Origin of the sequence: Ktedonobacter sp. SOSP1-85, assembly GCF_016587415.1 — a bacterium.
Taxonomy (GTDB): domain Bacteria; phylum Chloroflexota; class Ktedonobacteria; order Ktedonobacterales; family Ktedonobacteraceae; genus Ktedonobacter.
Map to the genome: position 1 here is coordinate 6,280,932 of NZ_BNJI01000001.1, position 23,476 is coordinate 6,304,407.

Genomic DNA, 23,476 nt, shown 5'->3' on the forward strand with positions numbered 1-23,476 from the left:
TCCTGACGTAGAGCATGGGTATCTGCAATCACAAATGTATCAAAGTAGAGCTTCTAGTATCACGACTTCCTTCCACAAGTTGGTTGGAATGGTGATCGCTTTGAGCAAAGTCTTTTCTCTGCTTGTGATCCCATCGTGAGCATAGGATCCTATGCTGGTATTAGGAAGAAAGTATTGATGTTGGTGTAAGCACGACTTGCAGTTTGAGTGGATCGCATGCACATATCTCCCGTCCGCGATGTGTGAAAGAGCAGCACCAATACCAACCATCTAGCAGCATCTATGAGCTGAGAAAAGGGGGATTGCAATGACACTCTATGAACCACTCAACATCTTTTGTGGGCTTAAAGGAAGAAAGGCGGTAGAGCCTGATTTCAGGCTCTACCGCCTTTTACTAGCACTAGAACAATCCCACAAATGGTTGTTGCCATTCCTCTTGCATTTTCCCGTTTTTCGCGTCTACTTCGTGAAATCCGTGGAAACCTGAATGCATCTTGCGTATGCTTGTTGGCCGTACGATGAACAGTGGTCGTTTGGCTTCTGAGAGCACACGCTCTGTAATGCTCCCCATCGCCCAGCGAGCCAGGCCTTTACGCCCATGAGTTGCCATTGCAATACATTCACAGCCAGGGATGTTCTGGTCTGCCAGATGCCCCTTTGCACTGGCGTCGAGGATGGCCTGAGCAACCTCGATATCACAATGCAGTGATGAGGTGAGGTGCAGATGCAGCGTTGGCGGACACTCACGTAGCAGCCTTTCTTCAAGCTCTTTCAGGTAACGCTGGGCCTCGTGCATCAGAGGAGACTCCTCTTTATCCGTTATGTCATACTGCACAAAGAGAGGAAGAACGCACAAGAGATGAAGTGCCGCAGTGTCGGAGGGCGAGAAGGCATGACTCAATTCAATTGCTGGTTGCAATGCCTCTTCGGCCAACTCTGATCCATCCAGAGGGACGAGGACTGACATCCCCCGGCTTGTCGAGAACAGATCAAGGGCATCCTCTTCACGGAAAATCAGGACAGGGACCAGGCTATGGCGCGCAATCTTCTGAGCAACGCTTCCCAGCAGCCAGCGTTTTGCCTCTCCTTTGCCATGACGGCACATAACAATCAGGTCCCCCTCCTCTTGTTGGGCATACTCCAAAATCACAGTCGCGGGATCGCCCTGGACAACACTGGTGCTCACTCCAAGACCTTCTAAACAGGGAAAGGTTAAAACATGATTGAGGTAATCTTGTGCCTCTTTCTGTTCGGCTTCTATGGCATCAGCCAGAATCATCGTTGTATCAGCTGAGATCCAGGCATACTCCATAGGCAGCATGGTTGCACGTACCAGGAAGAGCGATCCTCCTGTCGACCTCGCCAGGTGTGCCGCAGGTAGCAAAGCCCCTTCCGCTCGCGTTGAACCATCTAGTGGAACAATAATGCGTCTCATCATAAGACAACTCCTTCTTCATTATCGAGGAATGCGCCTGCCTACGCTATGGCGCAGTACGGCTCACTCCCTTTACTTTCGGCCAGGACCACGATGACCATCAGCATAAAGTAGCTATCCTACCGAGGAGTATGTTTCTCCGCCGTCTTTAACAAGCATAGACTGGCATATTCACCACCTTGTCACAGGACATCTCTTCCTCCACACAAAACCATCACAAGGAATATTCCTAAACAGGCTCGCTACATGACGCAGGACACCAGATGGCACACAAAGAGCAACCTCTTGTTGGGGCGGTTGTCCTCAGAGGTATGGCCACATCTGGGACACGCCTGACCGGTGTGGTAGGCATCCACCTTGATGGCCATGCTCCCCGAAAGCAGCGCCTTGTAGGCGATATACCCATGCAACTCGGCGAATGCCCACGAGGAGGCATGCCGGTTGGCTCGCCGCTGCTTCTTGCTGGCCTTCTTTCCTCGCTTGCGCCTGGTTCGTTCGCGAATGTGGGTCAAGTCTTCCAGCCCGATGAGGCTCTGAAAAATCCCCTCCCGACTATAGGGCATATGGGAACTGATGCACCAGTGAGTGCATGAAACGCTTCTGGACAGGAAGACCGCTACTGACTCTCAGTAATGGGAGTCAGTAAGTCGCCTGGATGAAAGAAGAATCCCCCTGGATTTATCCGGGGGAGTGTCAAATCGCTTGTAATTTCCTCCTTTTCTTTGTTATGATTGCATCAATCTATTTTGATTTAAATAATATTGATGCAATAAAAGGAAGAATGCATGGAAAATGCTTTGGCCCCACCTCCTTCTCTGCTCAAACTGGTAGCTCATGAAGTTCGTTGGAATCTCCTTCGCTGCCTTGCTCGCAGCGACTACCGTGTGCAAGATCTTGTGGACAGATTACAGCTACCACAAAATCTGATCTCGTATCATCTAAAGCTGCTTCGCCAGGGACAACTGGTGCGTGAACGCCATAGTAGTGCTGACGAACGTGAAGTCTTTTATCGCTTAGAGGTTGAGCGACTTCAGCAGCTGTATTGGCAAGCTGGAGATATGCTGCATCCAGCGATCACCCTTTCGCCAGAGCAAGCACTCACAAACGAGAAGCAGAGACCACACCAGCCATTGCGTATCCTGTTTCTCTGTACGGAAAACAGCGCTCGCTCCCAGATGGCCGAGGCCCTCCTGCGTCACTTGAGTCACGGAATGGTGGAAGCATTCAGCGTTGGGAGCACCCCTGCTGAGCAAATTCACCCCCAGGCTCGGCAGTGTATGGAGAGGATGGGCATTGATATGAGCCTGGCAGTTCCAAAGCACCTTGACCTCTTTCAGAGTGAGCGCTTTGATGCCATCATTACCGTTTGCGACTCTCTCCATGAAGTGTGCCCGACGTTTCCAGGAGATCCAGAGCGTATTCATTGGAGCGTTCCTGATCCTGCCAGGACGCAAGGGACCGAAGAACAGGTGCGCGCCGCCTTCGAGCAGACCGCGCTGCAACTGACAACCCGTCTCCGTTTCCTTCTTCCCCTTCTTGAACGAGAGAAAGGACTGGTACTCCCATGACACAACGTGTCTTATTTCTGTGTACCCATAACTCGGCCCGTTCTCAGATGGCCGAAGGACTGCTCAGGGCATTGGGGCAGGGGCAGTTCGAGGCCTATAGCGCGGGAACAGAGGCAACGGCTGTGCGCCCGCTCGCGATAGAAGCCATGGCTGAACTGGGCATCGATATTTCAGGCCAGTCTTCCAAAAGGCTCGATCGCTATGTGCAGGAGTCATTTGACGAGGTGATTACGGTCTGTGATGCCGCCGCTGAAACCTGCCCGTTCTTTCCCTATGCCAGGCACCGACGCCACTGGTCCTTGCCAGACCCGTCGCAAGCTACTGGCAGCCACGAGGAGCAACTTGCCGTCTATCGTCAGGTACGTGATGCTCTCCGAAAGCACATCGAAGAAGAATTGCTTGCAGCCCGTTCCGCTTCGTAACAGGCGAAACTGGAGATGGCATGAGAGGTTCTCCTCTTATTATTTTGCAAAAGGATGTATGTGTATGAAGACAACATCGCTACTACGTCGCGCCAGCGCAGAATTGCTTGGCGCCTATGCCCTGGTGACCGCTGGCTGTGGTGCGATCATGGTGGATCGCCTCACAGGCGCGTTGACCCATGTTGGGGTAGCGCTCACCTTTGGACTCATTATCACCGTGATGATTGCTGCGATGGGCCATCTTTCCGGCGCACACTTCAATCCTGCTGTGACTGTTGCCTTTGCCCTGACCCGTCACTTCGCCTGGAAAGAGGTTCCCGTTTATATTGGTGGGCAACTCCTGGGGGCGATCCTGGGAGCTGGAACCCTCCGTCTGCTCTTTGGTCCGGTGGCCGATCTTGGTGCCACGCTTCCCCATGGGAGCGTGTGGCAGTCCTTTGGTCTGGAGATCTTGCTGTCTGCCGTGCTGATGGTGGTCATTATTTCCGTTGCGACCGATACCCGAGCCGTGGGTCAATTAGCCGCGCTCGCCATTGGCGCCACCGTTGCCCTCGATGCCATGTGGGGAGGTCCTATCAGCGGAGCGTCAATGAACCCTGCCCGTTCCTTTGGTCCCGCGCTCCTCTCCGGTGCCTGGAACGGACACTGGGTGTATTGGCTTGGTCCTCTCCTTGGTACCTGTCTAGGGGCTATCCTCTACCAGTGGTTGCGTCTGCCGATGACGACCTCCCTGGCGCCATCTGTCCCTCAACCAGAACCAGAGGCGCTTCGCATAGAAGAATAAGAGCTGGAAACGCGGAGCATTGTGGCGAGGAGGAAATCTCCTCTCTGGGAAGGAGGCACATCGTAGAGAGTGATACGCACTGAGCGATGTCCTTCTGATGAGACGTGGACCATGGCTATGGCAGCGGTGTTTCTCCTTTGCGCATCAGGTGCGCCGCTGCGGCCCAGCCCACCGGGTCAGCTCCGATAATCACGGCGAGATAGGGGAGTTTTGTTCGTTTCTCGATATTCTTCTCTCTTAAAGAGGCCTCTTTTCGAGAGCTTCGAGAGGGAAAAAGACAAAGAGACCGGCTTCTGCTCGGAGGAATCAAGCAGTCCCATCCTAGATGTGTAGGAGAGCGTTGTATCCCAAGGTCCTGCTTACCTGTTGCTCTTCTCAGGTCCACTCATTGTTGTGCTTCGGCAACGATGAGGCTGGAGGCTCCTGAGAGAGGCAGATGCGTCAGGTAGCACCAGCCGCTTTGCCGCAGCCATGTACGTACCTCTTCCTCGCTATACACATCGCCTTCGCCAGTGGCAACCAGAAACTCGCCAGCGATGAGCGTGGCAAACAGGGGATGGGTATGGGTGGTATCGGTCCAGAAATCGACCAGCAACAGGCGCGTACCAGAAGAAACAGCGGCATGGATGCGCTGGAGCAAGGTCAGGTTCCGTTCTGGTGAGAACATATGCACAGCGTGGGCAAGAAGAACACAATCATGATCAGGTGGAAGGGGATCTTGAAAGAAATCTCCCTCAACTATGGTAATCTGCTCAACTACAGGGGCCGTCTCCAGGCGCTTGCGTGCCAGTCTTGCCACACGTGGAAGCTCAAAGAGGGTGGTCTTGAGGGCAGGGTACTGGCCTAAGAGCGCCAGCAGAAACGATCCGGTTCCTCCGCCAAGATCGAGCACCTGGCGATGGCGACCAAAGTTATAGGTGCAGGCGAGTGCCTGGCCCGCCCCACTGGTGATGGCCTCCACCCCTTCCGAGAAAATCCTGATCCCCTCTTCGTCTGCAGGTTCAAATGTGGCCTGACCGGTACGAAGACGTGCTTCAAACTGCTGCCATGCCGGATAACTGATCTGGTTCCAGAAGCGCAGGAATGGGCGGAGATCAGGAGAGGAATCTCCACTGAGAAAGGCAGTAGCCACTGGACTATTCTGATACCACTGATTGTGGCATTCGACCAAACCCAGAGCCACCATTGCATCAGCAATGATACGTAGTCTTCGGCAGGCAAGCCCTATCCTTTGCGCCAGAAGCTCTAATGTCATGGGGCCCTCGGCCAGGTGCTCAAAAAATCCGAGTTCGCTGGCGGCAAACAGATGTTTCGACGCCATAAAACCACTCGCAATCTGGAAAATGGCATCAGGTGTGACAGGGTTATGCATTGTCATGGTCTGATTCTCTCGTCACAACGTGTAAGTTGCTGGTATGATTGTTGTCCCGCTCTATACGATGAGCAGTGAGAGACAACATGATAGGATCATAAGACTGAACCATCTTTTCATGTTTTGTCCATACATTGTCTCTTCGTAAGGAACACGAGACGATATCGGGAACCGTTACAGTATTTTCTGGCTCAGCACTAAGAAGGAGGCCACTGGGCCAATCTGGCTGCTCTCAACGCTTTCCACCCAACTTGTTGGAGAACCCATACCTGTTCGTTTTTGTGATGAAAGGGACGGAGGCGATGCCCTAAAATGGAGATCTGGCGAGTACCGTGCCTGAGCAATCGATTCCGATCTTGTTTCTTCCACCCCTCCCTCGTACATTGGCATCCTTTTTTGATGCAAGGCTCGAAGCAGGCCAGGGTCATTGCAGTGCTGACCGAAGAAAAGGTGGGAAGCAACCCAGAGAGGTTGGTTTCCCACCTTTTCTTCAGCCCTGGCTCCCTTCTCTTCACATCCCTACAATCCAGAACCGGAGCAGACCGATGACGGCTCCTGCCAGAATCAGCCACACGGAATTGAGCTTGAAACGCAGCAGAATCACAAAGGCGAGGATGGCGATCGCTACCGTCAAGATATCGGTGAGTGCATGTTGTCCCAGTTGAACAAGCACACCAGTCATTAACGCCAGCGCGGCAGCATTGACCCCATCAAGCAGTGTGGCGGTCCAGGTTGCCTGGCGTAAACGCGAAGCCACGGGATGAATGAGGGCAATCAAGACAAACGAAGGCAGAAACATCGCCAGCGTTGCCAGCAGGGCTGCGGGCCACCCACCGATGACATACCCAATAAAGGTTGCCGTTGTGAAAACCGGGCCTGGTGTAAACTGCCCGATGGAAATCGCATCGAGCAACTGCTTGTCCGTCAACCAATGGAGGTTTTGCACCAGATCAGTACGCAGGAACGCCAGCAAGGTATAGCCACTTCCATACACCACTGATCCAAGTTTGAGAAAGGTCAGAAAGACCAGACCTAAACTGACGGGGGGGCTGCGGCAACGGCTCCGGCACCAAGCCGAGCAATGAGCGGCTGCAGATCAGCTCGCAGGTTTGTAGCCAGCAATGGGACTGCTACACTCACAACAGGCGTTTTTGTGCGCTTGCGCGAGATGAGCAAACGAAGCACACCATAGAGCGCGGCCCCTCCGAACAACAAGATCAGTACATTGACGCCCAGGAAATAACAGACTAGCACCACAAGCGCGAGGCCCACCGCAAGTGGCCCTTTGAAAATTGTTCGTCCCAGATTCCAGATAGCTTGTGCGACAATAGCCACAACGACCGGCTGAATGCCATAAAAGAGCCAGCCGATCTGAGGCAAGGCTCCATAAGTAACATAGGCCCAGGCCAAAGCGAGCACAATCAGCATAGCTGGACCGATAAAGCAGACTCCGGCTACCAGCAAGCCGGGCCATCCCGCTCGTAGGTAGCCCAGGTAGATCGCCAGTTCCGTGGACGAGGGGCCGGGAATAAGGTTCGTCACACCGATTAGATCGACGAATCGTTCATCACTGATCCAGTGGCGCCGCCGGACAACCTCCTCACGCATCATGGCGATATGAGCAGCAGGTCCTCCAAAGGCGGTAAAGCCCAGGCGCAAAAAGAGCCAGAGGACTTCCCTGAGTGCGTGATGGGAAGGGGGCGGCTGGGGAGGGACGGCTGGGTTTGTTGTTGGTACTTCCATAAACGTTTTTCCCATTTTCTCTAGATTTTTCCTCTCAAGAGAGGTCTTATTCGTGGGAGGTGACGCATACTGACATTGGCTGGGGAGCCCATGCGCCGTGCTTCCCCCCTCCTCTTTTCAGGAAAGATAGGAAGCGCAGCGCGTGCAGTCATTGGTGGTTCACGTTCCCTGATAACAGGACTGATGGGTGCTTCCACAAGTCAGTTCGCGAATTTGTCTTTCGTCGTGGTTGACCATCACGGCTGGGAGCGGCGCATACGAAAGCGGCTTCGCATATCCCTGCCCTTGATGCACCATCCACCAGAGCAAGTGGGCCAGCGCTTTCCCTTTCTCGGCATCGCTTTGGTTCCGGTAGAGCGCGATCCAGGAATATCCTGCGATGGGATAGGAAGAAGCAACCGGGGCCACTGACACCAGATGGACAAACGAGAAACACACGCGAGCGTCTCCATCAGCAAAACACTTCTGTCTGCACTGGCTTCACGGTGGTGCATCAGCGCTGTTCCCTTCGCTTGCCAATGGCCTTCCTCTAGCTTACCCAGGCTGCGTGGGAGAAGGTCCCCGCTCATCCTCGTCTTCTAACACTTCCTGAACCAACTCCGCAATTTTGTGCTTCGCTTCGTGCAGGGCAACACGCCCCTCGTCCGTGATGACGTAATACTTGCGTATACGACCATCGACAATCCTTTCCGTCCGCGTCAGATAGCCCTGCTCTGTCAGGCTATGCAGCAGCGGATAGAGGGTCCCAGGTGAGAGATCGTAGCCGTGACGGGCCAGTTCCGCGATCATGGCAACCCCATAGATGGGTTCCTGGGCTGCGTGATGTAACACATGAATTTTGATAAAGCCTAAAAAAAAGTCTCGCAACATCGTATCATTCCTCGATATCGCACTTTGATATTACCAGAGAGACGCACTTTTCTTCAATATGCTTTCTAGCATAGTGCTCAGTCCATGAGCATGTTTGTGAAGGGAAACAAAGCTCCTATGCAAACGGTTATCACCAATCAGCATTAGTATGCTTTTCTTTGTTTCTTCTCTTCTATCTTGCAAGTTGGTTGCAAGAACACACCAACGTCGGAGGCTCCCTGCAATCGCTCCGCCTGCAGCCAAGAAACGTTTGCCGATATCGTTTCGTGACATGATCATAGCATCGCTGGAACGATGATGACAAGGGAGGAACCCCCTTGGAAGGTGCTCGCACGCCCAGGAGCATCCTTCATTCGTGAAATGAGAAACGCATGAAAACATGGTTCCCCATCCTGATAGTTGTGAGCAACATCGCGTTCTTGCTTGGAAGACAGCCTTTTCTCAGAACGGGAGCTGTATCATACACGCCTCAAACACGTAATTTTACCATTATCATGGTTCCGGTTCTCACCAAGGAACTGCGCCCTATCTACCCATATTTGTCCAGGGATTTTGCTCAAGGTGGTGTGCTTCAGGGAAAGAAGTCTATCGCTTTCAGCCCGAAACCTTGACGGTCTATCAAGGAGATACCGTCAACATCGTCTTTGTGAATCCCGAAGATGATGCGCATACCTTTGTCCTCCCGGCCTTCCATGTTGCCCTGGCCCTTCCTGCTCAGGCAACGCCGACTACACACTTTGTCGCGAGCAGCACCGGCATCTTCCCTTTCATCTGTGATATTCCTTCCCATGTCCCTTACATGGCGGGGTCACTTGTGGTCCTGCCGGACAATGATGCCCGGCCCTCTCCGTTTGCTCATCTTTTCAAGAGAACGCTTCCTTTCTCTCGCTAAGTTGACAATACCTTCCATCAAAACGGGTCAATCTCAAGGTTCACTGGATTTTGCCACCAATACCAATGTGTCCAAGAGCCTCTTTGGTTTCATTACCCGCACGGACAAAGAACTGTTTCTTAACGAAGACAGGAGCCTGTACCTTTGCAGGGGTGGTGGCTGAGTTTGATCGAGGGCAGCACGGGCACGGCTTTTCTTTAATGAGTGGTGTGGGATATACTAAGGGCACACATTCGTGCCAGAGAGAGATGAGTTGTGCTTGTTCCCAGGACATGGTTCATCACGTGATTACTTCTCATGGGAACGCCGCCTCGAGAGGATAGACAGCTATGGCTGCAAAGAAAACCACCGTTGTGACTGCTGATGATGATCCGCGTTTGCTGCGGCTCGTGTCACGCAGCCTTGAACTTGAGGGCTATGAGGTCATTGCTACCCAAGATGGAGAGCAAGCTCTTCAGGCTGTGGAAACCAGAATGCCCGATCTTGTGCTTTTAGATGTGATGATGCCCAAACTCGATGGCTTTATGGTCTGCACGCGGATACGCGAGTTCTCCACCGTTCCCATCATTGTCATGACCGCCAGGGGCCAGGACAAGGACAAGGTCCTCGGGCTGGATTTAGGAGCCGATGATTATCTGACCAAACCCTTTAGTGTCGATGAACTCCTGGCGCGTATTCGCGCCGTTCTTCGGCGTACCTCCTTCGCGACGACCGAGGGGAAAGGGATGCAAGCCACGACGAAGATCGGCGAGCTGACCATCGATTACGCGCAACATCTGGTCAAGCGAGGGGCAACGGACATTGTGCTCACCCCTGTCGAGTATCGTCTCTTTGCTTATATGGCGCAGAACGTTGGGCGCGTCCTGACGCATGATCAATTGTTGGAACATGTCTGGGGCAGCGAATATCTGGGAGAGAGCCACATGCTCCAGGTCAATGTGAACCGCCTCCGGCAGAAAATCGAACCAACACCGTCTCAACCACGCTATCTCCTGACCAGAATCGGCATTGGCTATCTCCTCGTCGACCCGCAGCCCACGCTATAAAGGGGAGCTTGCGAACCAACGTGATGAACAAACGAGGAGTTGCGTCGACGCTGGCCTGGTAGCGGCTTGCTACCAGGCCAGCGTCGACGCAACTCCTCGTTGAGAGTGTTTGTGATTCCTCTGTTTAACTTGTGGCAACCTTGGGAAGAGGTGCCTGTTTTTTCGCGAGCGAGCCTGTCCAGGGCGTTCCCAGTAACGGGAGCAGGTAGCGGTCAATGCCGTAGTAGCCTGCGATCCGCCAGGCCAGCACCAGGAAGAGAGCCAATGTTCCAATGACGGGGTTGATACTTACCGCGCCCGCCAGCATGAAGTTCAGGTTCATGAAGACACCGAAGAAGGCGGCGATACCTGTCAATACTCCGAAGATCAAGCCCAGGCCAATGCAGACTTCGCCGAAGGTGACTATATAGGAAAAGATGGCAGTGTTGGGCAGGACGAAGTGTTGGAGAAAGGCAGCATACCAGCCCTGCACCGCTGGATGAGGGCCTCCTGCCTGGGCCAGCGCCCCTGCGATAAAGCCCTTAAGCCCTGCCCCATCGTGGCCGCTGAAGACCCAGGCTCCTCCCTTGACGGCCTGGCCGAAAGACGCGTCGAGCGTAAAGGACCGGCCCGTCAGTTTCTCCAGGCCAGCGGTGAGCCACTCATAGCCAACATACAAGCGAACGATGATCCAGAGCCAGGCCATGCGTGTGTCCGCGAACAGGAACCGCGCCACTGGCGGCTCGGCAATTTGAGTTGACGCGCGTGGTTGAAGTGTTTTCAACATCTGCATGATGTTTCCTCCCTGAAACGATGTGTACTCTCGATTGAACGAAGACGGATGATACCCCAGAGAAGAACAATCCTTGCTCACCAGTACCAGTAGATCGGCGCCCTCGGTTGTTACCTCCCTGACAGTGATAAGCATATCCGGTAGGGGTCTCTCACCCGTCACAGCCAGGGAAAGTGGTATCACAGCCGCATCACATGCAGAAAATCGCTTCATAAGTGCTTTCCTGTCTGCCTCCCAAATATGGTAGTATAAAGAAGGGATACAGGTGCGCCTCCCCAGGCGGCGCTTTCCTGGCGGGTGTGGATCTATACAGGGTGTGCTTCTCACACACGCCAGGAGAGGTAGACTCTTTCAGAGGTCAGGGACAAATGACACACGAACACCGGGCGCAAGATTTGCAGACAGCGCAAAAAAGTGTCGCAGAGCAGGGACAAGGGACGCAGGAGACCACTATGACGGATTTGCCAACGATTACGTCAACGACTCTGGCTGATGTGCTCTCCTTCTCACCTGATGCCCTCCTCGTCGTTGACATGGATGGGAACATTACCGCAGCAAACGGAGAGGCAGCAATCTTATTTGGTTATCAGCAGGATGAATTGCCTGGTCAGGTATTGGAGTGCCTGCTTCCCGAGCGTTTCCGCCAGTCCCATCTCACTCACCGTTTGGCCTATGCGGCGGCTCCACGTCGGCGTCCCATGCGGACAGGGCTCCACCTGTTTGGCCGGAGAAAAGACGGCAGCGAGTTTCCTCTTGATATCAGTTTGCGCCCTATACGCCTCGATCAGACCAATATCGTCATCGCGGCCATCCGCGACATGACAATTCAATATGAGTTGGAACAGCAACGCCTCCAGCATGCCGAGCGCCTGCGTATTCAGTCTGATCTCATCAACCTCTCACACGACGCGATCCTCATCCGTGATCCGATCAACCGCATCCTCTCCTGGAATCATGGCGCGCAAGAGCTCTACGGTTGGACAGCGCAGGAGGCGCTCGGCCGGGTTACCCACACCCTCCTCCAGACGCGTTTTCCGGTGAGCCTGGTGGAGATCGACACCCAACTGGAGCGTGAGGGATGCTGGGAGGGCGAGCTGACCCATACCCATCGCAATGGCCACGTGGTCATTGTGGAGAGCCGCCAGGTAGTAATCCGGAATGCAGAGGGGACCACGACCGCAGTTCTAGAAATCAATCGGGATATTACCAGGCGACGGCAATTGGAGCAGGCACAATCAAGCGCCCATGAGACCACCCTTGCTCAGCGCGCCTTCCTCCAGCATCTTCTGGACGCGCTTCCCAGTAGTATTTACGTTGTTCATGGAAAAGATGCGCGTTTGTTGCTTGCCAATCAAACTGCGACTACTATCTGGGGAGCGCAATGGCCGCTCGAGCAACCTATGCAGCTCTTTCTGGCTACCAATCATATTGAAATTCTGGATGCGCAAGGGGGGCACCTCCCTCCAGAAACATGGGCAACCACGCGCGCACTCCTGCAAGACGAAACGGTGTATCAGCATCAGGAAATTATCCAACAACCTTGTGGGAAGCGCCTGCCTATCCTGGTCAACGCTGTCCCACTCTCTTCTTCTCATTGGCACAGTATGGAGCCCTCAGAGCATCACACCCTGGATCAATGCGAGCAAGAATGCCTGGCCCTGGTGATTCACCAGGATGTGAGTGTGCTCAAGCAGGCCGAGTATCTCAAAGATGAATTTATTGGCATCGCGGCCCATGAGCTACGTACGCCGCTCGCAATCCTCAAAACAGCCGTGAGTAGTTTAATTCGTCAAGCGGCGCGTGGGCACGGCACCCCACTCGAAGACTGGCAACTGGAAATGCTCGAGGATGTTGAGCAGGCGACCAATCGCTTAACCGATTTAACGAAAGACCTGCTGGACGTGACCCGTTTACAGTCAGGCCGCAACGTCCTCCAACGGGCTCCCACCAATATTGTCGCGCTCACCCGGCGCGTGGTCGAGCGTTTTGCCCAGACGATAACGCAGCACCATATAGAACTACAAACCGCACAAGAGGCCCTTGAAGTCACTATCGACGCGAAACGTATTGAGCAAGTCCTCACGAATTTACTCTCAAATGCCATCAAATATAGCCCGCAAAGAGGATCAGTGATTGTCCGCTTTGCTGCCAGACCAGCCGAGAATATGCTGGAGATTCAGGTCCAGGATACCGGGATAGGCATTCCCCAACAGCAGCAGGCAAGTATCTTTGGGCGCTTTATCCGCGCTGACAACGCGAAGGCCGCGGGCATCAGCGGAACAGGGTTAGGTCTCTATCTCAGCCGAACGCTCGTTGAGCAACACGGGGGACGCCTCTGGTTCACCTCAGAGGAAGGGAAAGGCTCAACCTTCTTCCTGACTCTTCCCATTGGGGATGTGTCGCAGGGCGAGAACGTGTCTGCCACATAAGTTCCAGCTCTTCTCTCCCATCTTTCCCACCTCCTTCTTTGTGAAGGGATGCCATCAAACCCGGCATGTTTGTGTCAGCATTGTGATATCTCGTCATGTGCGAGTGACGTGCTTGTGTATCTCCCCGGGCTATACTACAGTCACATCAGTGACGATCTACTAGCCAACAAAAGGAAATGCCGTGAATGCTCCAATGCTACAAACGTGTGGCTGCTTTTCTGTGCCTGGAGAGAGCTTGGGGACCACACCAACAACCTCATGCTTGGATCTGATGGTGTATGCACGATTGCTAGGGAAACAAGTGTTTGCCGGAGAAATCGATGCAGCCACAGCGGCAGCGCGCCTGCTTCACATGCTCTTGCGTTGTACACCTCAGCACCAGGGAGCGCTTCTCCTTTGCCTACCCGAGCAGCACTCTCGCGAAGTTGCCCATGTTCTGGCGCTTCACTTTCCACTCATAGGAGGTCTCACTACGCATGGGCAGTGGTATCTTCTGTCCTTGCAGGGATTAGTATGCAGCATCTCTTGCAGATACTTCCTTCTCTTCACGCACAGGATGCCACCATGCGGGCAACGCCTCTCACAGAGGGAAGCATCTCCTATCCTCTGCCAATCACGCTGCCTTCTCATGTTGTGCTGGAGGCGTATGTGGGTGAGCATGCGAATGAGCACGGCGAAGCGGTTCCAGCGTCATTTTTCCATTTGCCACCCTCTGCCACGTTGCTCATGATGCAAACGACGGGCGATACGCAGCGTATCATAGAGCCGACTCCCTCCAATATACTGTCGCCCTGCATTCAGGAGGCCGCAGGAGTCGCTCTTATGATGATGTTTCTCGCACTCTTTAGTCTGCATACATCTTCTTCTGGAGGGAATTTTATCCAGGCTGAATCTCAAGAGACCCTCAGCCACGAGTTACGTAGCCCACTTGCGGCAATCAAGGGCTACACCCATACCTTGCTGCGCTATGAACACCGTATTCAGCCTGAGGAACGGCGTGAGTTTCTCCAGGAGATCGATGAGGCAAGCAGCCATCTCGCAAGCCTGGTCGATCAGCTCATCGAGCTCTCCCAACTGGAGACGGGGACTCTTCTTTTTGAGTTTAGCCCTACCAATCTGGTGACGGTCGCTGAACAAGCCCTGCTAGGGGCTCGGTCACGCTGGGAACAGCATATGTATGCGCATGCGCAGCAGCTTCGCTTCTCGTTGCGCCTGGAGGATGAAGACCCGTTGGGGGAGCCGCTGGTGTATGCTGACTCACAACGGCTGCGCTATGTCGTGGATATGTTGCTCGACAACACAGTCAAATATTCGCCCCAGGGAGGCGAGATCGAGATTCTCCTGCGTCACCCCTTACCCACCACTCTCCTGCTCGGGCAAGAGCGGGACAGGTTTGAACCGCAAGGGAGCGCCCAGGAAGCGCATGAGACGACAGAAGCCTTCATCGAGCTCTGTGTGCGCGACCATGGTATTGGCATTCCGGCTCAGCAGTTGCAGCGCATTTTTCACCGCTTTCACCGGGTCGATAGGAGTCTGACACGTGAAGTGAGCGGGCTAGGGCTAGGACTGACCCTTTGTAAATATATCATTCATAAGCACCGGGGACTGATCTGGATTGAGAGCACGTTAGGCGTGGGGAGCACTGTCCATGTGATCCTTCCTGCCTACCAGGAAGAGGGGGGGTGCTCTTTGTGATCGGCACCTGATCTCTTGTTGGTTTCTGTATCATTCCTGTGAGGGGGTATGGCCTCTGCTTGGTAGAGGATCAGTACACCACATATGCTCTTCCCTATCAGACAACGCTCACGCAACCCCAAAGGAGAGCGTATTTGTAGGACAGAGAGGCAGAAAGGGACACATGATGAGAGCGTTTGACATCGACAACTCCTATAAGATGCTTTCTCCCCATTTTCAGCAACGTATTCATAAGCAGGAGCCTCTGGCCAGGCATAACTCATTTGGCACAGGTGGGACCGCTGATCTCTGGCTCACCCTGAAGACGCGAGAAGAGCTCGCAAAAATGGTCCAACTCTGTACGAAAGAGAACTGGCCGCTCCTGATAGTCGGCGCAGGCTCTAACATCCTCTACGCTGATGCTGGGATCCGTGGTATTGTTGCGGAGATGGGGCTATCCTCCTATGACATTGAGCCTCTGTCTGAGCAAGAGGCCCTTGTGCTTGCCGATGCTGGAGTCCGCTGGGAACGTTTGCTGAGGCGCACAGCCTCTCTGGGCTGGGGTGGTCTTGAGTTCGGCGTGGGTATCCCGGGAACACTGGGTGGAGGCGTCGTCAGCAACGCAGGCTCTCATACACAGAGTCTCGGCGATGTCTTGAACTGGATAGAGGTCCTGGATGCGCGCGGGTGTAATTTGAAGGCGCAAGGCGAAGATGCCGTCGCTATTATGCGGCGTTATCAACATGCGGAACTGGCGCTCGGTTATCGCACGAGCCGCTTCCGGCAGCAGCGCCGCGCCACAATAGACGCCGAGGGACACCTGGTATTGATCCCGCGAGGACTGATTGAGCCCGGGGAGATTGTGGTACGCTTGGGCCTGCATCTCCAGCGAGAGGATTCTGGCGTGCTCAGTTCCTTCATTGAGAGGCAGAAGCAGGCGCGCCAGCAAGCGGAGCCGGAGCAGCGACACATCGGCTCAGTCTTTATTGATCCTCCTGGAAGGCGGGCCGATGAGCTCATCGCCCAGGTTGGTCTGCGTGGTGCATGTTACGGCAAGGCGCAGATCTCGCCCAAAGACGCCAATTATATCGTCAATCTAGGTGGGGCAACGTCGAGTGATATCCTGGCTCTCATTGTCAAGGCGCATCACCAGGTCCTGCTCCACTGCGGGGTCCAGCTCGAGCTGAATCTCGAGCTCCTTGGCGAATGGCATACCCAGCAGATCCAGACTGTGCCTATAGAAGTGAGCTATGCCACGGCACAGGCACCTACTGAGCCGCATCCCAATGTCTAAAAGGTTTTCTGTTTCAAGAAGAGGGTCCACGCGCCATCAGGGAGCCTTGATGGCGCGTGGACCCTCTTCTTGTGTTGTATGCAAGAGCCGGGCCGCTCATGGTTCTTGTCTTCTCCAGTGGTGAGAGCGCGACACCGACATCGCACAACGGGTTCCTTCTCCTGAAAATACATTACACCGGCACGGAAGGGGGCGTTGGACGACCTGGCGAAAGGTTTCAACATCGCGCGTATCAACCCATTTGCCAATCCGCACCAACAAGACGTTGACCGGATCCATCGTGATATCGAGCTCCGTGGTCGCAAACTCGGTGAATCCCTGAGAAGTGAACAGGTGAACGAGCATTTCTCGGTAGCGATGGTGGGTAGTGTGGAGTCCTTCGATATCCCAGTGCCAGGAGAGACCCAGCGCGCATAAAATGAGATCCTCCACTGTCTCCAACTCAAGAGCAAAGGCGAGCAAACGCCGGGCAATACCTAGCCCACGCCAATGCTCGCTTACCTCAATGGCGATTTCATAGGACCACTCCACAGGGTCCTGATAGTATATGCTACGGCAAGGGACCAGTCTATCTTGTCCGTAAAGGTCTGTTCAGAGCTGCGACCAGCGCTGGTTACCACATGCAGTTGCATCTGTTCACTGCCCATCTGCTCCAGATGAGCGGCCCACGTTGCTGCCGGTGGCTCACCTGGCAAGTTGCCAGAGACAACGTACAGGCAGCATTTCAAACTACTTGATCCTGCGTTTAACACCAGGATATTCACCAGGCTCCTCCTTGAGGATAGATTACCAGCGGAACACAACAATGCTTGCCAGGACCACCCATTCCTCCATGGCTTGACAAGCATTGCGTCTTCCTAGTGGATGCGAATACTCTCTCAGTCAGTCCATACCCAATCACGTACGTGCGGCATATCTTCAAAATTGGCTCTCACATAGGCTTTGTGCTGAGCAAGCTGATCGTTGCACTCAGCGATAAGAGGAGGGGTGAGCGCTCGCACACGAGGAGCACGTCGCATCGCCTCGATACAGAGGTGATAACGGCTCATGCCATTCAGCACTACCATGTCAAAGGGCGTCGTCGTCGTGCCCTCCTCGTTGAAGCCACGCACATGGAAGCGAGGCGTGTTGGGACGCCCGTGTATGATCTCATGAATCGCTCGTGGATACCCATGGAAAGCGAACACCACTGGCTTATCCTGCGTAAAGTGCTCGGCAAATGTCGCCTCATCCAGGCCATGCGGGTGCAGGTAGGGATGATAGAGCGTCATGAGATCAACGACATTCACGACACGCACTTTCAATTCTGGGATGTGTCGACGTAACCACCAGGCTGCCGCAATCGTTTCCTGCGTGGGAATGTCACCGGCACAGGCAAGCACGACATCTGGCTCGACCTGGTCATCGTTACTGGCCCAGTGCCAGGTCGACAATCCTCGCGCGCAATGCGCGACCGCATCCTGCATATTCAGCCATTGCAATTGTGGCTGCTTATCAATCACGATCAAGTTCACATAGTTGCGACTGCGGAAGCAATGATCGGCCACAGAGAGTAACGAGTTGGCATCCGGTGGTAAGTAAATGCGCGCCACCGTCCCTTTTTTTGAAAGCACTGTATCGATGAGTCCAGGGCCCTGGTGACTAAACCCATTGTGGTCATTGCGCCAGCAGGTTGATGTCAACAGAATGTTGAGCGATGCAATTGGCTCGCGCCAGGGGAGTTTGATCTGCTCCTCCAACCATTTTGCGTGCTGAATGGTCATGGAGGCCGAGACCATCGAGAAGGCTTCATACGTTGCAAAGATGCCATGTCGCCCTGTCAGCAGATAGCCTTCTAACCAGCCCTGGCACAGGTGCTCGCTCAGCACTTCCATGACGCGTCCGTCTGCGGCGATATGATCATCATTGGCCATGATGGTTTCAACCGAGCAGCGATTCTCAACTTCAAACACGTTCCCAAGGCGGTTGGAATTGGTTTCATCAGGGCAAAAGAGACGAAAATTGTGCTGCTGCGCATTTCTTGTAAAGATGTCACGCATTACTTTGCCGAGCTGACGGGTTGATTCGTGGCGTTCACGTGCAGGCTGCTGCACCTCAAGAGCGTAATCCGTAAAGCGTGGAAGATCCAGGTCAACGAGCACCTTCCCTCCATTTGCATGCGGATTGGCTCCCATGCGACGCTCTCCTACGGGGGCGAGCGCTGCAAGCTCGGGAAGAAGACGCCCGTGCTCGTCAAAAAGCTCTTCCGGTTTATAGCTGCGCATCCACTGCTCAAGCAGACGCAAGTGCTCGCTCTTTGTTTTGACCTCCGCTACCGGCACCTGGTGTGAGCGAAACGACCCTTCAATGGGGAGACCATCGACTTCTTTCGGCCCTGTCCATCCTTTAGGGGTACGTAGAATAATGGCAGGCCACTTTGGTCGCATGCTGACACCATTCCTGCGCGCCTCCTCTTGCGTAGAACGGATCTGCTGATAACAGGTATCGAGCGTCTCAGCAAAAACCTGGTGCATGTGCAGAGGATCGTCGCCTTCAACGAAATGGGCCTCATAGCCATAACCCGCGATGAGACTGGCTATCTCGTCGTTACTGCTACGTCCCAGCACAGTTGGACCAGAGATCTTATATCCATTGAGATGGAGAATAGGAAGCACAGCTCCATCACGAGCCGGGTTCAAAAACTTGATGCTTTTCCAGGCCCCCTCTAGTGGCGCTGTCTCTGCCTCTCCATCACCGATAACAGCGGCGACAATCACATCCGGATTGTCAAATGCCGCGCCGAAGGCATGCGAAAGCACGTAACCAAGCTCTCCTCCTTCGTGAATAGAGCCTGGGGTTGGGACACTGACATGGCTTGGGACGCCCCCCGGTGTTGAGAACTGGCGGAAGAGATGACGCATGCCCTCAGCATCCTGTGTGATGTGAGGATAGATCTCCGAATACGTACCTTCCAGATAGACATTCGCTAAGATCGCAGGCCCACCATGTCCAGGGCCGACCAGATACAGCATATTGGCGTCATATTCTTTAATAAGGCGATTCAGGTGCACGTAGATGAAGCTCAGACCCGGTGATGTTCCCCAATGGCCGAGGAGTCGCGGCTTGATATGTTCGGGGCGTAGCGGTTCCTGTAATAAAGGATTCTCCCGCAAGTAAATTTGTCCGATAGTGAGATAGTTCGCTGCATTCCAATAGCGATGGAGCAAATCAAGATATGCCGGATCAAGCAGTGACATCATATTCTCCTTGTGAAATGTGTCTACCTAATTACTGGTTCTCTAGAGAGGATAGCGCAGTGATGACACGATCTACTCACAAAAAATGGGGCACAAGCACACAATGAGTATACGAGCCTCACATTGCCTGCACGTCGCCTGATCCTTGTAAACGACCAGTGACAAAGAGACAGCTTGCCCTGGGCAGGCTGTGTGGTGAGATCCCTCTCTCACTTCTGATGAACCCAGCTATTTGCCTGTCAGGTAAAGAAGGATAAGCAACATATGTCCGCGAAAAAGCGACTATTGTCACCGTTGATTACGAGCACATCACAGCCAGAATAGGCTTGCAGCACTCGGCCAAGAAAACCTTGTCCATGTATCATCCCCTACCGAATAATTAACCTCATGTGGTAGTATAGAGAAAAAGATAGACAGGGGTGCTGACAAATGACAAACGCACCTCTCGTTCCAGCAAAGCTGGGAAATAGTTGAAAAGTCACGGGTGAAGAGAGCGACCAAACTACAATCAACCATATCTCAAAGAGGTTTTTGCTCATGAATCAGAATCGCCACGCTCATCACCAACAGCATAGCGATATATATGCCGCAGAAGCAACGCACTTCATCGAGGTGAAAGATGCGAGTGCTTTTGAGTGTACGACGATGGCAACGTTACGAGATCTGCTGCGTCTCTCTCCTGACGCATTGATTGTGGTCAGTCATGAAGGCTCCATCATTCATGCAAATGAGCAGATGGTGGTCCTGTTTGGCTATCGCCAAGAGGAGTTGATTGGTCAACCTCTAGAGTGCTTGCTTCCTGAACGTTTTCGGACAGCACATGTCGCCCATCGCACCACGTATACTGCTGCACCAGGTATGCGACCTATGGGAGCCGGACTCAATCTGTTTGGGAAGCGGAAAGATGGAAGCGAATTTCCCGTGGATATTAGCCTGCGCCCGGTTCTCGTGGGAGAAACAGTGCATGTCATTGGCGCGATTCGTGATATGACCCTCCAGCGTCTTCTGGAGCAGGAGCGCCTACAGCAAGCCGAGCGTCTCCGTATGCAAGCCGATCTCATCAATCTCTCGCGCGACGCTATTTTCGTACGAGATCCCATTAATCGCATCCTCTCCTGGAACCATGGAGCGGAAGAACTCTACGGCTGGACGGCTCAAGAAGTTCTTGGGCGCATAACGCACGCCTTGCTGAAAACCCGCTTTTCAGGGAGTCAAGCGACCATTGATGCACAGCTTGAGCGAGAGGGTCGATGGGAGGGAGAACTTCACCATATCCATCGTGACGGCCATGTCGTGATTGTAGAAAGCCGGCAGGTTCTTATTCGTAATCCACAGGGATCAGCAACAGCTATCTTAGAGATCAACCGGGACATTACTGAGCGGAGGCAAGTAGAACAGGCCCAATCGCGGATCCACGCTACCACCATATCCCAGCGCACCTTTCTCCAACAAATTCTCGATAGCTTACCAAGCAGTATCTATGTCGTCCATGGGAAGGATGCGCGCCTGGTGCTGGCGAATCGTGCGGCTGCCACGATCTGGGGTGCTGTCTGGCCTCTCGAGCAGCCTATGCAGACGTTTCTCGAGACGCACACTATTTCTATTGTTGATCAGCAAGGACAACAGTTCCCTTCTGAGGCCTGGGCGACCATGCGCGCGCTCCTGCATGGGGAAACCGTCTTTCAACATCAGGAATTTATTCGTCAGCCCACGGGGAAAAGCCTCCCTATTCTGGTCAATGCCGTGCCGCTGACTTCAGCATACTGGCACAGTGTAGAGACGCCAGAGACGCAAGAAAGTCAGCCCCAGGAACAGGAGCCGCTGGCCCTGGTCATTCACCAGGATGTCAGCGCATTAAAAGAGACGGAATATCTCAAGGACGAATTTATTGGCATCGCGGCCCATGAATTGCGTACGCCCCTGGCGATCCTCAAAACATCCGTGAGTAGCATGATCATGCAAACGGCACGTGGTCATGGTCCACAACTGGCTGACTGGCAACAGGAGATGTTACAGGATATCGAGTATGCGACTGATCGCCTCACGGATCTGACCGAAGACCTTCTCGATGTCACTCGCTTGCAAGCAGGCCAGATTGTCTTACAGCGTGCTCCGACAAACGTGCTTTCCCTGGCACAACGGGTTGTGGAACGTTTCCGTCAGACGGCGACCCGGCATCACCTGGAATTGCGAACAGAACACACAACCCTCGAAGCCCCTATCGATCCCAGGCGCATCGAACAGGTATTAACGAATCTGCTCACCAATGCAATCAAATATAGTCCACAAGGCGGGCCAGTGATTGTGCAGCTTGAAGCGAATATTGCAGCCCAATCGGTCGACATCTGCGTGCAGGATGCTGGTATTGGCATCCCTCAACAGCAACAGGCCCAAATCTTTGGCCGGTTTATGCGTGCCGATAATGCGAAGGCCGCTGGCATCACTGGCACTGGCCTGGGTCTCTATCTCTGTCGTACGCTCATCGAGCAACATGGAGGACGGCTCTGGTTTGAGTCCAAAGAAGGGAAGGGCACGACCTTCTTCCTGACGCTTCCATTGGCAACACAGGATACCGCAGATACCATCTCACACAGGTAAAGCCCGCGTTTTAAGTTCATCTACGTGGGCATATCCCCGCTCAGCTCTGCCATTACAGAGGTCCGCCAACACGCGCTTGTCACGGTTCACTAGCACACGTGTGTACTTCTTTGAGGGAAAAAGGGGAGGCGGTGATTATGATCACCGCCTCCCCTTTAATAGCACTAGAACAATCCCACGAAGGGGTGTTGTTGCCACTCCTCTTGCGTTTTTCCGTTTTTCAGTTGTATCTCGTGAGGACCAGAATGGGCTTTGCGTATGCTCGCTGGTCGCACGATGAGTAGTGGTCGACTGGCTCTTGAGAGCACCAGCTCGGTAATGCTTCCTATTGCCCAGCGCGCCAGCCCCTTGCGCCCATGGGTCGCCATGGCGATGCACTCACAGCCAGGGGTATTCTGGTCTGCCAGGTGCCCCTTCTCGCTGGCGTCGAGGATGGCCTGGGCAACCTCGATATCATAATGTAGTGAGGAGGTCAGATGTAAGTGCATCGTTGGTGGACATTCACGAAGAAGTCGCACCTCAAGCTCTTTCAGGTAGCGCTGGGCATCGTGCATCAGCGGCGAGCCCTCTTTATCCGTTACGCCGTATTGCACAAAAAGCGGGAGGACACACAAGAGATGTAGCGTGGCCGTGCCCGAGAGTGAGAAGGCTTGACTCAATTCGATTGCCGGCTGCAACGCCTCTTCAGCCAGCGCCGATCCATCCAGGGGAACGAGTACCGCTATCTCCTGGTTCGTAGAGAACATGTCAAGGGTATCCTCTTCATGGAACACCAGGACCGGGACCTGGCTATGGCGCACGACCTTTTGGGCGACGCTTCCCAGCGTTTCGCATCTCCTTTGCCGTGACGGCACATGACAATCAGGTCCGCCTCCTCTTGCTGGACATACTCCAGAATCGCGGTCGCGGGATCACCCTGAACAACGCTCGTGGCCACTTCAAGGCCCTCCAAACAGGGAAAGGTCGTGACCTGATTGAGGTAATCGTGCGCGCTTTTCTGGTCGGCTTCTAGAGCATCGGCCAGGATCATCGTTGTATCAGCAGAGATCCACGCATACTCCGTAGGAAGCAATGTCGCGCGCACCAGGAAGAGCGATCCGCCAGTCTTCCGTGCCAGCTGTGCCGCGGGAAGCAATGCGCCTTCCGCTCGCGTTGAACCATCCAGGGGAACAAGAATCCGTCTCATCATAAGACAACTCCTTCTTCTTATTGTTAAGAAAAGCGCCTGTCTACGGTATCAGGCAGTACAGGCTCTTCCCTTCGCTTTTCGTCATGGTCTACGATGACCCTCATCGTCAAGCGCTTATCCTACTATGCCTGCAACACAGCGCCTCTTGCCGC

20 protein-coding genes and 1 pseudogene are annotated in these 23,476 nt (G+C 53.9%); 9 read left to right on the forward strand and 12 right to left on the reverse strand.

The window, feature by feature from the left end; all coding sequences use genetic code 11:
- Nucleotides 1–400: 400 nt before the first annotated feature.
- Nucleotides 401–1,438 (reverse strand): universal stress protein, encoded by a 1,038-nt coding sequence (locus tag KTE_RS26285; RefSeq protein WP_201386237.1) that lies wholly within the window; start codon nt 1,436–1,438, stop codon nt 401–403.
- A 263-nt stretch (nt 1,439–1,701) separates the two neighbouring features.
- Nucleotides 1,702–1,971: pseudogene (locus KTE_RS26290) on the reverse strand (zinc ribbon domain-containing protein); the annotation flags it as partial.
- A gap of 249 nt (nt 1,972–2,220) precedes the next feature.
- On the opposite strand from KTE_RS26290, the gene KTE_RS26295 reads away from it, so the two are divergent.
- The 3 genes from KTE_RS26295 (at nt 2,221) to KTE_RS26305 (ending at nt 4,209) form a co-directional block, all read left to right on the forward strand.
- Nucleotides 2,221–3,003: an ArsR family transcriptional regulator gene (locus KTE_RS26295; protein ID WP_201386239.1), complete on the forward strand. Its 783-nt coding sequence runs from the start codon at nt 2,221–2,223 to the stop codon at nt 3,001–3,003.
- A complete protein-coding gene (locus KTE_RS26300) occupies nt 3,000–3,425 on the forward strand; it encodes an arsenate reductase ArsC (RefSeq protein ID WP_201386240.1) in 426 nt (141 codons plus the stop codon). The genes KTE_RS26295 and KTE_RS26300 overlap by 4 nt, the downstream gene beginning before the upstream one ends.
- 64 nt (nt 3,426–3,489) lie before the next feature.
- Nucleotides 3,490–4,209, forward strand: a complete 720-nt coding sequence (locus KTE_RS26305) for an MIP family channel protein (protein WP_236600576.1) — start codon at nt 3,490–3,492, stop codon at nt 4,207–4,209.
- A 385-nt stretch (nt 4,210–4,594) separates the two neighbouring features.
- Here the strand turns inward: KTE_RS26305 and KTE_RS26310 are convergent, their stop codons facing one another.
- The 5 genes from KTE_RS26310 to KTE_RS26330 all read right to left on the reverse strand — a co-directional run bounded on the left by KTE_RS26310 (nt 4,595) and on the right by KTE_RS26330 (nt 8,194).
- Nucleotides 4,595–5,587: a methyltransferase gene (locus KTE_RS26310; protein ID WP_201386244.1), complete on the reverse strand. Its 993-nt coding sequence runs from the start codon at nt 5,585–5,587 to the stop codon at nt 4,595–4,597.
- Between the two features lie 505 nt (nt 5,588–6,092).
- Complete coding sequence (locus KTE_RS26315; RefSeq protein ID WP_236600577.1) at nt 6,093–6,554, reverse strand: chromate transporter; 462 nt, start codon at nt 6,552–6,554, stop codon at nt 6,093–6,095.
- A gap of 59 nt (nt 6,555–6,613) precedes the next feature.
- Nucleotides 6,614–7,324 carry a chromate transporter gene (locus tag KTE_RS26320; RefSeq protein WP_201386252.1) on the reverse strand — a complete coding sequence of 237 codons (711 nt, stop codon included), beginning with the start codon at nt 7,322–7,324 and terminating at the stop codon, nt 6,614–6,616.
- 159 nt (nt 7,325–7,483) lie between these two features.
- The gene (locus tag KTE_RS26325; protein WP_201386253.1) at nt 7,484–7,762 is read right to left on the reverse strand and encodes a hypothetical protein; all 279 of its coding nucleotides are present in this window, start codon (nt 7,760–7,762) and stop codon (nt 7,484–7,486) included.
- Nucleotides 7,763–7,858: 96 nt separating this feature from the next.
- On the reverse strand, nt 7,859–8,194 hold the full coding sequence (locus KTE_RS26330) for a PadR family transcriptional regulator (protein WP_201386254.1): 336 nt from the start codon (nt 8,192–8,194) through the stop codon (nt 7,859–7,861).
- A gap of 535 nt (nt 8,195–8,729) precedes the next feature.
- On the opposite strand from KTE_RS26330, the gene KTE_RS26335 reads away from it, so the two are divergent.
- Together KTE_RS26335 and KTE_RS26340 are read left to right on the forward strand one after the other, a co-directional pair.
- Nucleotides 8,730–9,086: a cupredoxin domain-containing protein gene (locus KTE_RS26335; RefSeq protein ID WP_255552988.1), complete on the forward strand. Its 357-nt coding sequence runs from the start codon at nt 8,730–8,732 to the stop codon at nt 9,084–9,086.
- Between the two features lie 329 nt (nt 9,087–9,415).
- The gene (locus tag KTE_RS26340) at nt 9,416–10,132 is read left to right on the forward strand and encodes a response regulator transcription factor (protein ID WP_201386256.1); all 717 of its coding nucleotides are present in this window, start codon (nt 9,416–9,418) and stop codon (nt 10,130–10,132) included.
- Between the two features lie 124 nt (nt 10,133–10,256).
- Here KTE_RS26340 and KTE_RS26345 read toward each other — a convergent pair whose 3' ends face one another.
- Nucleotides 10,257–11,117 carry a DoxX family protein gene (locus KTE_RS26345; protein WP_236600578.1) on the reverse strand — a complete coding sequence of 287 codons (861 nt, stop codon included), beginning with the start codon at nt 11,115–11,117 and terminating at the stop codon, nt 10,257–10,259.
- Nucleotides 11,118–11,272: 155 nt separating this feature from the next.
- Between KTE_RS26345 and KTE_RS26350 the strand changes: the two genes are divergently transcribed.
- The 3 genes from KTE_RS26350 to murB all read left to right on the forward strand — a co-directional run bounded on the left by KTE_RS26350 (nt 11,273) and on the right by murB (nt 16,301).
- The gene (locus KTE_RS26350) at nt 11,273–13,333 is read left to right on the forward strand and encodes a PAS domain S-box protein (RefSeq protein ID WP_201386257.1); all 2,061 of its coding nucleotides are present in this window, start codon (nt 11,273–11,275) and stop codon (nt 13,331–13,333) included.
- Nucleotides 13,334–13,897: 564 nt separating this feature from the next.
- On the forward strand, nt 13,898–15,028 hold the full coding sequence (locus tag KTE_RS26355) for a cell wall metabolism sensor histidine kinase WalK (protein WP_201386258.1): 1,131 nt from the start codon (nt 13,898–13,900) through the stop codon (nt 15,026–15,028).
- 163 nt (nt 15,029–15,191) lie between these two features.
- Nucleotides 15,192–16,301, forward strand: coding sequence for a UDP-N-acetylmuramate dehydrogenase (gene murB, locus KTE_RS26360; RefSeq protein ID WP_201386260.1), 1,110 nt, complete (start codon nt 15,192–15,194; stop codon nt 16,299–16,301).
- 96 nt (nt 16,302–16,397) lie between these two features.
- Here murB and KTE_RS26365 read toward each other — a convergent pair whose 3' ends face one another.
- Both KTE_RS26365 and KTE_RS26370 read right to left on the reverse strand, forming a co-directional pair.
- A complete protein-coding gene (locus tag KTE_RS26365; protein WP_201386262.1) occupies nt 16,398–16,832 on the reverse strand; it encodes a GNAT family N-acetyltransferase in 435 nt (144 codons plus the stop codon).
- Nucleotides 16,833–17,179: 347 nt separating this feature from the next.
- On the reverse strand, nt 17,180–19,537 hold the full coding sequence (locus KTE_RS26370; RefSeq protein ID WP_201387250.1) for a phosphoketolase: 2,358 nt from the start codon (nt 19,535–19,537) through the stop codon (nt 17,180–17,182).
- 537 nt (nt 19,538–20,074) lie between these two features.
- On the opposite strand from KTE_RS26370, the gene KTE_RS26375 reads away from it, so the two are divergent.
- Nucleotides 20,075–22,135, forward strand: a complete 2,061-nt coding sequence (locus tag KTE_RS26375) for a PAS domain S-box protein (protein ID WP_201386264.1) — start codon at nt 20,075–20,077, stop codon at nt 22,133–22,135.
- Between the two features lie 164 nt (nt 22,136–22,299).
- Here KTE_RS26375 and KTE_RS26380 read toward each other — a convergent pair whose 3' ends face one another.
- Together KTE_RS26380 and KTE_RS26385 are read right to left on the reverse strand one after the other, a co-directional pair.
- The gene (locus KTE_RS26380) at nt 22,300–22,881 is read right to left on the reverse strand and encodes a universal stress protein (RefSeq protein ID WP_201386266.1); all 582 of its coding nucleotides are present in this window, start codon (nt 22,879–22,881) and stop codon (nt 22,300–22,302) included.
- Nucleotides 22,857–23,324, reverse strand: a complete 468-nt coding sequence (locus KTE_RS26385) for a universal stress protein (protein WP_201386268.1) — start codon at nt 23,322–23,324, stop codon at nt 22,857–22,859. The genes KTE_RS26380 and KTE_RS26385 overlap by 25 nt, the downstream gene beginning before the upstream one ends.
- Nucleotides 23,325–23,476: the final 152 nt, after the last annotated feature.